An 8,759-nucleotide genomic window follows, 5' to 3' on the forward strand; every position below is an offset into this window, starting at 1 on the left:
TGTGCTAGGTGGTCTCGTGGGCTCGGAGAGGTGGAGAAGAGACAGGGCTTTACCGGTAAAGCCCCATCGCGGCTGAAGCCGCTCCTACAAGAGACAGACGCTCATTCAGTCCTGTGAGCGATTGGTTGGCGCCTTCGCCTCTTCGGTGAAGTCGGCGATCTTCCACAGATACAGCCCGGCGTAGGTCCGGTACGGCCCCCAGCGCTCGCCACGCGCCAGCAGTTCCTTCGGTGTCGGCGCCTCTTCCAGCCGATCCACGCGCTGGGCGCCCTTGCGCACGCCCAGGTCGTCCACCGGCAGCACGTCGGGCCGGCCGAGCCGGAACATCAGCATCATCTCCACCGTCCAGCGACCGATGCCGCGAATCGGTACCAGCGCCTCGACGATCGCGTCATGGTGCATGAACGCCATCTGCCGCAGCGATGGAATCTCGCCGGCGAGCTCGCGCTGCACCAGGTCGCGCAACGCCTGTGCCTTGTTGCCGGACACCCCGCAGATACGCAGGGCGGCATCGTCGATAAGGCCCAACGTATCGGCATGCAGCCGGGCGCTGCCGATCGCGGCTTCGACCCGCCCGACGATGGTGGACGCAGCCTTGCCGCTGAGTTGCTGGAACAGGATCGCCCGCGCCAGTGCATCGACCGGATCGAACGGCTTGCGCCAGCCCGGCGGCGGCTCAATCGGACCGATCCGGCGCATCCACGCCCCCAGCTTGCGGTCGCGCCGCGCCAGGTGTTCGAACGCCATCTGCACATCGAAACCGCGCGGGTGCCGGGCCATCCGGGCGGGTCCTAGCGACGCATCGCGTTGACGGCGAACAGCACCCAGCCCGCCATCATCGCGATGCCACCGGCGGGAGCCAGACGCGTCGACCCGTGCCACAACGCGCCGCCGACCAGGCTGCCGGAGAACAGCAACGTCCCCACCAGCAGCAGGCATAGCGCCAGCTTCGCCAACATGCGATCGGCCAGCACGCCCAGCACCGCCAGCGCCACGCCATGACCGAAGGCGTACAGCGCCGCGCTCTGCAGGCGCGACTGCACTTGCGGATCGGCCACGCCATGCGCGGCATAGGCCGCCAAACCGATGGACGTGGCAGCCAGCAGTCCGCCGATGCAGGCCAGCAACGAAGGTTTACGGGAACGACGGTCGAGCATGCGCATCGTGGTTTCCGGCTTCACTATGAGGCGCATCCTTCGCAAGAACTCGCAAATCCCTGTGCGAGGATTGATTTCCAGTGCCCAGCCACGAACGAGCCGGGGCTTTCACTGAACCCACCAAACAAAAAAGCGCGCCGCATCACTGCGGCGCGCTTTTATGCGGATCAGCTCATCCGACGTCCGGGGCTTACTTGATGGCCCAGTACACGTCGTAGGTGCCGTCGGTGGTGAACGCCTTGTCCACACCGCCCTTCCAGGACTCATACGGACGGTCGACCACGTCACCACCGTTGGTGACAGCCCAGGCGCGCAGCGAGCTGCGAACCGAATCCAGACCCGCCATGTGGCCGGTGTAGCTGCCGAACGCGGAACGGTGTGCCTCGGTACGCACGTACTGGACCGGAGCACCGGACGGGATGGTGACCTTCAGCTTGTCGCCGCTGGCCGCCACCGGCGTCGCATCGACGGCCGGAGCCGCGTCCTTCGCTTCATCGCCGCCATCAGCCTTCGGCGCGGCAGCGCCGGACTTCTTGCGCACCGGCTGCGACACGTCGAACGCGTACTTCTCTGCTGCGAAATCGGTGGTCACGATGCGGACCGGACCGGCCGGCTCAAGGCCGTTCGCATCCATGGTGCGCTTGATCCACTCCTGGTTGTCCTTGATCGACTTCTTGATGGTGTCGTTGTCGCGGTCGATGTTGCCCGCGTTGACCACCAGCAGGTCTTCTGCCGGCACATCGACGATCTTCAGGTCCGTCAGGATCGGCTTGCCGTCCAGCTGGGCGCGGTAGTCGAAGTTCGGCACCGTCGCCAGCACGTTCGCAAGGCGCGACAGACCCAGCTTCAGGTCATCGCCGACATGGCGGCTGACATACAGACCGGCGTAGCGACCGAACAGGTTCCAGCCGTACTTGACGCTGTAGTCCTGGGTGATCTTGACGTTGCGGTTGTTCTTGCCGGTCGGTGCGAGGGTGAAGTTGGTCGTCTTGTCGTGGCCCTTGGTTGGGTCCTCGATGGCGATCTCGACGCGCTCGTTCTCCACGCTGTTGGTGATCGTCCAACTACCATCGCCGATGTAACCCTCGTGCGAGCTGTAGTCGATACGTGCACCCTTGCCGGCAGGCGCGCCGGACTGCTTCAGCTGGATCTTGGGATCACGCAATACCAGCGGGTTCCAATCCTTGAAGCGCTGAAAACCATTCAGCGTGTCGTACACGATCGTCATCTTGCGGTTGGTCTCGACGCTCTCGGACATTTGGCGCTCCGAGGGTAGAACCAGGCCCACCACGACGAACAGGCCAGCCACGATCCCCAAGGCAATCAGGAACTCGATAATACGGGTCATTCAGAAGTCTCCGGGGCCGATCCCACGGCCGGGTTGAGTGAAGCGAAGCCCCCATCCTAGCAGGCTTCGCGACAGATGTTCAGTTGCTGGAAGGCTACATATCGACACCTGGATGAAAACGGTGCCAACCGTTTCTTAACACGCTCCCGCAAACCCTTGCCGGCCATGGGTTTGGCCGGTCGATCCGGACATCACGAAGCTCGATCGCGCATGCATTCGGCGCCTGCCCAACCGGCTATTTCGCGACTGCACGGCCTAGAACACGGCCCGAGTACGGTCACGCAGCCAAGCTTGCTGAGGGTGAGCGAACACCGCTTGCGAGCCACCGGCTCGCGCGCTCACGAACGCCCGGCGCGCTGCGCCGGGCCGGGCATCCTGTCGTTCAGACGAGTTGCAGCTCGAAGGCCTTGAGTACGGCCCGTGTGCGGTCGCGTACGCCGAGTTTGGACAGGATGTTGGAGACGTGGTTCTTGATCGTGCCTTCGGCCACGCCCAGCGAGTTGGCGATCTCCTTGTTGGAGAAGCCCGAGGCCATCAGCCGCAGGATCTCGGTCTCGCGGTCGGTCAGCGGGTCCGGTCGATCCAGGCTGACGAACTCGTTGCGCATGTGCTCCAGGCCCGACAGCAGGCGCTGGGTCACCGCCGGCTGCACCAGCGATCCGCCCTCGGCCACGGCCCGGATCGCCCCGACCAGTTGCTCCAGCGAAACGTCCTTGAGCAGATAGCCCTTGGCACCGGCCTTCAGCCCGGCCAACACCAGTTGATCGTCGTCGAAGGTGGTCAGGATGATGGTCGGCGGCAGCGTGCCGGCCCGCGACAGCGTCTGCAGTGCCTCCAGGCCCGACATCACCGGCATGCGCATATCCATCAGCACCACGTCGGGCTTGATCTGGGGGATCTGCTCGATCGCCTGGCGCCCGTCGGCCGCCTCGGCGATCACCTCGATACCGTCGTCGAGCGCCAGCAGCGAGCGGATGCCCTGTCGCACCAGGGTTTGGTCGTCGACCAGACAAACTCGGATCATCACAGCACTCCTTGTGGAACGGCGGCCGGCATCAATGCGGGCGCGCCGGGGACCGAGGCGCGAAGGCGGAAGCCTGCACCGCGATGGGTTTCGATGTCCAGACGACCGCCGTGCTGCGCCAGTCGTTCACGCATGCCGCGCAGGCCGTTGCCGGGATCGACGTGGTCGGCACCATGGCCGTCGTCGCGGGCGTCGATCACCACTTCGCCACCATTGCGGAACACCCGGATCCACAGGTTGCGGGCGTCGGCATGGCGCACTGCGTTGGTGATGATTTCCTGGGTGCAGCGCAGCAGCACGTGGGCGCGCTCGGGATCCTCGACGGTCAGCGGGTCGGCGATATCCAGGTGGATGTCCAGCGACGGCACCTGCGCCACCAGCGGGCGCAGTGCCGCGGCCAGGTCGATCGCCCCGCTCTCGCGCAACTGGCTGACCGCCTCGCGCACGTCGGTCAGCAGCAGCTTGGCCAGGGTATGTGCCTGCTTGACGTGCTCCTGGGCCTGGCCCTCGGTGATATGCCCGGCCACTTCCAGATTCAGGCTCAGCGCGGTCAGGTGATGGCCGAGCAGGTCGTGCAGCTCGCGCGAGATGCGGGTGCGCTCGTTGATCCGCGCGCTCTCGGCCAGCAGCGCGCGGGTGGCACGCAGCTCCGCGTTCAGGCGGCGCTGCTCTTCCCGCGCCTCGGTCTGCTGGCGGGCGACCAGGCTGGTCACGAAGATGAACATCGAGAAACCGCCGTACAGCAGCGATTGCATCAACGCTTCCACCAGCGAGAAGCCGAGCGTGAAGTAATAGACCGGCAGCACCGCCAGCTGGCTCAGCAGCAGCCAGATCACGCCCAGCCGCGCCGGCAGCAGCCACGGGATCACCCCGGCCGCCACCATCATCAGGATGCTGCCCAGGCCGGAACCGTTGAAGTAGCTCACCGCCAGCGCGCTGATGGTCAGCACCAGCAGGATCAGGCGGTCGTGCCAGCGCGCATGCCCGCCACTGTCCAGGCCGCGGGTCAGCCAGAAATAGCTGCCGCCGAACACCAGATAGGCCAGGAACGGCCACAACGCCTCCCGGCTCGCCGTTTGCGGGCTCTCGCCCTGGACGAACAGGATCAACAGCATCGGCACGCAGACGATGGCCCAGGTGAACAGGCCGGCCAGGCGCAGGACGCGGTTATGACTGAGATATCCCAACATCACCGCATCTTAGGCGCATCGCGGCGCGGCGCCCTGATGCCGGAAGTCACGCTCACGGCGGTTATTGTTCGTAGGGTGCCGCTCAAGGCGACCCATGCAATAATCCTGCGCAAGGTCCGGACATCGGACCGCCCGCGTTACCCCGGAGTACCAATGTCGATCGTCATCCGCGACGTGCGCGAGCATGAGCTCGATTCCGTCCTGGCCCTGAACAACAATGCTGGCCTGGCGATCCTGCCGCTGGACAGCGCCCGCCTGCACTATTTCTACGAGACTGCCGAATACTTCCGCGTCGCCGAGCGCGACGGCAACCTGGCCGGGTTCCTGGTCGGGTTCGGCAGCGACAGCGTGCATGACAGCAGCAATTTCCGCTGGTTCCGCGAGCAGTATCCGCACTTCTTCTACATCGACCGCATCGTGGTCGCCAGCCGTCGCCGTGGCGGTGGTGTCGGCCGGGCGTTCTATGCCGATGTGCAGAGCTACGCCGAGCTGCGTTACCCGCAGCTGGCCTGTGAAGTGTTCCTGGATCATGGCGCCGACGCGGCTCTGCTGTTCCACGGCAGCTTCGGCTTCCGTGAGGTCGGCCAGAACCTGATGCCCGAGGTTGACGTGCGCGCCAGCATGCTGCTGAAGGACCTGTGCAGTTATGCATGGGTGCACGACACCTATGGCGACAATCTGCCGGATGTTTCCTGGATCGGCCACCCTCGCCACCTGCCGCGCGCGCAGCGCCCGACGGGGACCTGAGCGTGTCGTCAGTGAACCTGGATTTCGAGCAGGCCGGCGAACTGAAGATCGGCCAGGTCGGCATCGCCAACCTGCGCGTGCGCACGCTGGACGTCGAAAAGCTGGTGCAGGAGATGCGCGAGCGCGTGGCGCGGGCGCCGAAGCTGTTCGGCCGCGCCGCGGTGATCCTGGATTTCGGCGGACTGTCGCAGACCCCGGAACTGGCCACCGCGCAGGCATTGCTGGACGGGTTGCGCGATGCCGGTGTACTGCCGGTGGCGCTGGCCTACGGCACCAGTGAGATCGAGCTGCTGTCGCAGCAGCTCGGGCTGCCGCTGCTGGCCAAGTTCCGGGCCCAGTACGAGCGTATCGAGGGCGGTGCCGCCCCGGCCGCCGCGCCCGCCCCTCCGCCCAAACCGGCAGCGCCGGCGGCCAAACCGGCGCCCGCCACCACGCCATCCACCAAGCCCGGGCGCATGCAGCGCAGTGCGGTACGCTCGGGCCAACAGTTGTACGCCGAGAACTGCGACCTGACCGTGCTCAGCACCGTCGGCGCAGGCGCCGAGGTGATCGCCGACGGCAGCATCCACATCTACGGCTCGCTGCGTGGCCGCGCCCTGGCCGGTGCGCGCGGCAACACCGAGGCACGGATCTTCTGTCGTGACTTCCGTGCCGAACTGGTCGCCATTGCCGGCCACTACAAGGTACTGGACGATGTCCCCATGGACCTGCGTGGCAAGGCCGTCCAGGTCTGGCTGGAGCAGGACCAGATCAAAATAGCCGCGCTGGACTGACGCGGTTCCCTATCAAAAGAACAACATCGGGAGAAAAGCTTTGGCTGAAATCATCGTAGTCACCTCCGGCAAAGGCGGCGTCGGCAAGACCACCACCAGCGCGAGCCTGGCCTGCGGGCTGGCGCGGCGCGGCAAGAAAGTAGCGGTCATCGATTTCGACGTGGGCCTGCGCAACCTCGACCTGATCATGGGCTGCGAGCGCCGCGTGGTGTACGACTTCGTCAATGTTGTGCATGGCGAAGCCACGCTGAAACAGTCGCTGATCAAGGACAAGCGCTTCGACAACCTGTTCGTGCTGGCCGCCTCGCAGACCCGCGACAAGGATGCGCTGACCACCGAAGGCGTGGAGAAGGTGCTCAAGGACCTGGCTGCCGACGGCTTCGACTACATCGTCTGCGACTCCCCGGCCGGCATCGAGAAGGGCGCGTTCCTGGCGATGTACTACGCCGACCGCGCGGTCGTGGTGGTCAACCCCGAGGTGTCCTCGGTGCGCGACTCGGACCGCATCATCGGCCTGCTCGACTCCAAGACCCAGAAGGCCGAGAACGGCAGCACCGTGCCAGCCTCGCTGCTGCTGACCCGCTACAGCCCGATCCGCGTGGAAGGTGGCGAGATGCTCTCGATCACCGACGTGGAGGAAGTGCTGGGCCTGAAGGCGATCGGCGTGATCCCCGAATCCGGTGACGTGCTCAACGCCTCCAACAAGGGCGAGCCGGTGATCCTGGACATGGAATCCCCGGCCGGGCAGGCCTATGACGACGCCGTGAGCCGCATCGTGGGCGAAGACCGCCCGATGCGCTTTACCACCGTGGAGAAGAAGGGCTTCTTCAGCAAGTTGTTCGGAGGGTAAGCATGGGCCTGCTCGATTTTCTCAAGAGCAAGAAGAACACCGCCGAGACGGCCAAGAACCGCCTTCAGATCATCATCGCGCAGGAACGCAGCCAACGCGGCGGTCCGGACTACCTGCCACTGCTGCAGCGCGAGTTGCTGGAAGTGATCAAGAAGTACGTCAACATCGACGCCGATGCGGTCAAGGTGGACCTGATCAAGGACGGTGCCAACGACGTGCTCGATATCTCCGTGGCATTGCCGGAGGATCCGCAGAACTGAGCCATGGCGCCGACCTCACCGGTCGGCGCTCCGGCACGGCATGCGGTAGCTCATTACGTATGGTCCGTTCGATCCTGCGCGCGTTCGCACTCGGTTTTGCATTGGTCACGGCGGCACTTCCCGCCGGCGCCGCTACCCAGGACGAACAGGCGCGGGCTGATCGCCTGCGCCACGGCGTCGACCTGTTGCTGCACCAGGGCCGGCTCGAGGCCTCCATCAGCGAAGTCTTCGACCCGCTGATCGAGGAATACAACCGCCAGTACGCCGGACTCGACCAGCGCATCTACTGCCCGCGCACCGAGGACGAGGGACAGCAGTATCTGGGCGATGCACTCGGCGATACCGGCAATCGTGGGGTCATGCTCGCGGATGATCCGACCTGGGCCTATGCGTACTACTACAAGGGCTATGCGCTGATCGACCTGCACCGCATGGGCGAAGCCCGACATGCGCTGGGGCAAGCGCTGGAACTGGCACCACGCAATGCGCAGTTCCTTGCCGAGCTGGCGGCCACCTATCAGAACGAGGACAGCGAGCACATGCTCGCGATCGCGCGCCAGGCCGCCGAGGCGACCCGCTTCTCGCCACCGGACCTGCGCCAGGACGAACTCGGGCGTGCCCTGCGCGGCCAGGGCTATGCACTGATCGAACTGAAACGCTGGGACGAGGCCGAGCAGGCCTACCAGCAGGCGCTGCAACTCGACCCGGGCGATGCCCACGCGCGCAGCGAACTCGACTACGTGCTCAGTCATCGGAACGTTTCGCCGTGAATGCCGCTGCCGACACCACTGCCGAACCCGCCGTGACCCGGGTTGGCGACATCTGCCTCGACGATGCCGTCGCGCTGCTGGCGCGGCACGGCCTGACGCTGCACCGCGTCGCCGCCGGCGCGGCCATCCCCGGCAGCTACTGGGGTGAACCGGAAGCCGGGATCATCGGCTGTGATGTGTACGTGCGCGACGACACGCCGGTGCATTCGATGCTGCACGAAGCCTGTCACCTGATCGTGCTGCCGCCGGAGCGCCGCGCGGCGGTGCACACCGACGCCACCGACTCGGTCGAGGAAGAGGATGCGACCTGCTATCTGCAGATCGTGCTCGCCGGGCAGTTGCCAGGCGTGGGCAGCGCGCGGTTGATGGCCGACATGGATGCGTGGGGCTATACGTATCGATTGGGATCGACACGGGCGTGGTTCGAGCAGGATGCGGAAGATGCGCGTGCCTGGTTGATGGCGCGCGGGTTGTTGCCTGAAGAGCCATGATGGGTGATTCGGAATGGGGTGATTCGTAGGAGCGGGTCTACGTGGCCTCGGGCCATCAGCCGCGATGGGGCTTTACCGGTAAAGCCTCATCGCGGCTGAAGCCGCTCCTACGGGTAAAGCCATTCGCTCAACGCGGCAGCCGGCGCAGG

At 65.5% G+C, this 8,759-nt stretch carries 11 protein-coding genes; 6 read left to right on the plus strand and 5 right to left on the minus strand.

Features of this window, described 5'->3' with window-relative positions:
- Positions 1-105 precede the first annotated feature (105 nt).
- The 5 genes from AC3WJE_RS20535 to AC3WJE_RS20555 all read right to left on the minus strand — a co-directional run bounded on the left by AC3WJE_RS20535 (position 106) and on the right by AC3WJE_RS20555 (position 4,719).
- Complete coding sequence (locus AC3WJE_RS20535; protein ID WP_493732698.1) at positions 106-780, minus strand: DNA-3-methyladenine glycosylase family protein; 675 nt, start codon at positions 778-780, stop codon at positions 106-108.
- An 11-nt stretch (positions 781-791) separates the two neighbouring features.
- Positions 792-1,163 carry a DUF423 domain-containing protein gene (locus tag AC3WJE_RS20540; RefSeq protein ID WP_493732699.1) on the minus strand — a complete coding sequence of 124 codons (372 nt, stop codon included), beginning with the start codon at positions 1,161-1,163 and terminating at the stop codon, positions 792-794.
- Positions 1,164-1,347: 184 nt separating this feature from the next.
- Positions 1,348-2,505, minus strand: coding sequence for a polyketide cyclase (locus tag AC3WJE_RS20545; RefSeq protein WP_493732700.1), 1,158 nt, complete (start codon positions 2,503-2,505; stop codon positions 1,348-1,350).
- Between the two features lie 382 nt (positions 2,506-2,887).
- Complete coding sequence (locus tag AC3WJE_RS20550; RefSeq protein WP_493732701.1) at positions 2,888-3,529, minus strand: response regulator; 642 nt, start codon at positions 3,527-3,529, stop codon at positions 2,888-2,890.
- Positions 3,529-4,719, minus strand: a complete 1,191-nt coding sequence (locus AC3WJE_RS20555; protein WP_493732702.1) for a sensor histidine kinase — start codon at positions 4,717-4,719, stop codon at positions 3,529-3,531. The genes AC3WJE_RS20550 and AC3WJE_RS20555 overlap by 1 nt, the downstream gene beginning before the upstream one ends.
- Before the next feature lie 153 nt (positions 4,720-4,872).
- Here AC3WJE_RS20555 and AC3WJE_RS20560 point away from each other — a divergent pair, with 153 nt between their 5' ends.
- Genes AC3WJE_RS20560 through AC3WJE_RS20585 form a run of 6 tightly spaced genes read left to right on the plus strand, consistent with a single transcriptional unit; the run spans position 4,873 to position 8,610 of the window.
- On the plus strand, positions 4,873-5,466 hold the full coding sequence (locus AC3WJE_RS20560) for a GNAT family N-acetyltransferase (protein ID WP_493732703.1): 594 nt from the start codon (positions 4,873-4,875) through the stop codon (positions 5,464-5,466).
- A gap of 2 nt (positions 5,467-5,468) precedes the next feature.
- Positions 5,469-6,239 carry a septum site-determining protein MinC gene (gene minC / locus AC3WJE_RS20565; protein ID WP_493732704.1) on the plus strand — a complete coding sequence of 257 codons (771 nt, stop codon included), beginning with the start codon at positions 5,469-5,471 and terminating at the stop codon, positions 6,237-6,239.
- Between the two features lie 40 nt (positions 6,240-6,279).
- Positions 6,280-7,089, plus strand: a complete 810-nt coding sequence (gene minD, locus AC3WJE_RS20570; protein ID WP_493732705.1) for a septum site-determining protein MinD — start codon at positions 6,280-6,282, stop codon at positions 7,087-7,089.
- Between the two features lie 2 nt (positions 7,090-7,091).
- A complete protein-coding gene (minE, locus tag AC3WJE_RS20575) occupies positions 7,092-7,349 on the plus strand; it encodes a cell division topological specificity factor MinE (RefSeq protein WP_493732706.1) in 258 nt (85 codons plus the stop codon).
- A 59-nt stretch (positions 7,350-7,408) separates the two neighbouring features.
- Positions 7,409-8,119, plus strand: coding sequence for a tetratricopeptide repeat protein (locus AC3WJE_RS20580; RefSeq protein ID WP_493732707.1), 711 nt, complete (start codon positions 7,409-7,411; stop codon positions 8,117-8,119).
- Positions 8,116-8,610, plus strand: coding sequence for a hypothetical protein (locus AC3WJE_RS20585; RefSeq protein ID WP_493732708.1), 495 nt, complete (start codon positions 8,116-8,118; stop codon positions 8,608-8,610). Before AC3WJE_RS20580 ends, AC3WJE_RS20585 begins: the two co-directional genes overlap by 4 nt.
- The last annotated feature ends 149 nt before the right edge of the window (positions 8,611-8,759 follow it).

The sequence above is a fragment of the Pseudomonas sp. GW821-FHT07E12 genome (assembly GCF_058986605.1).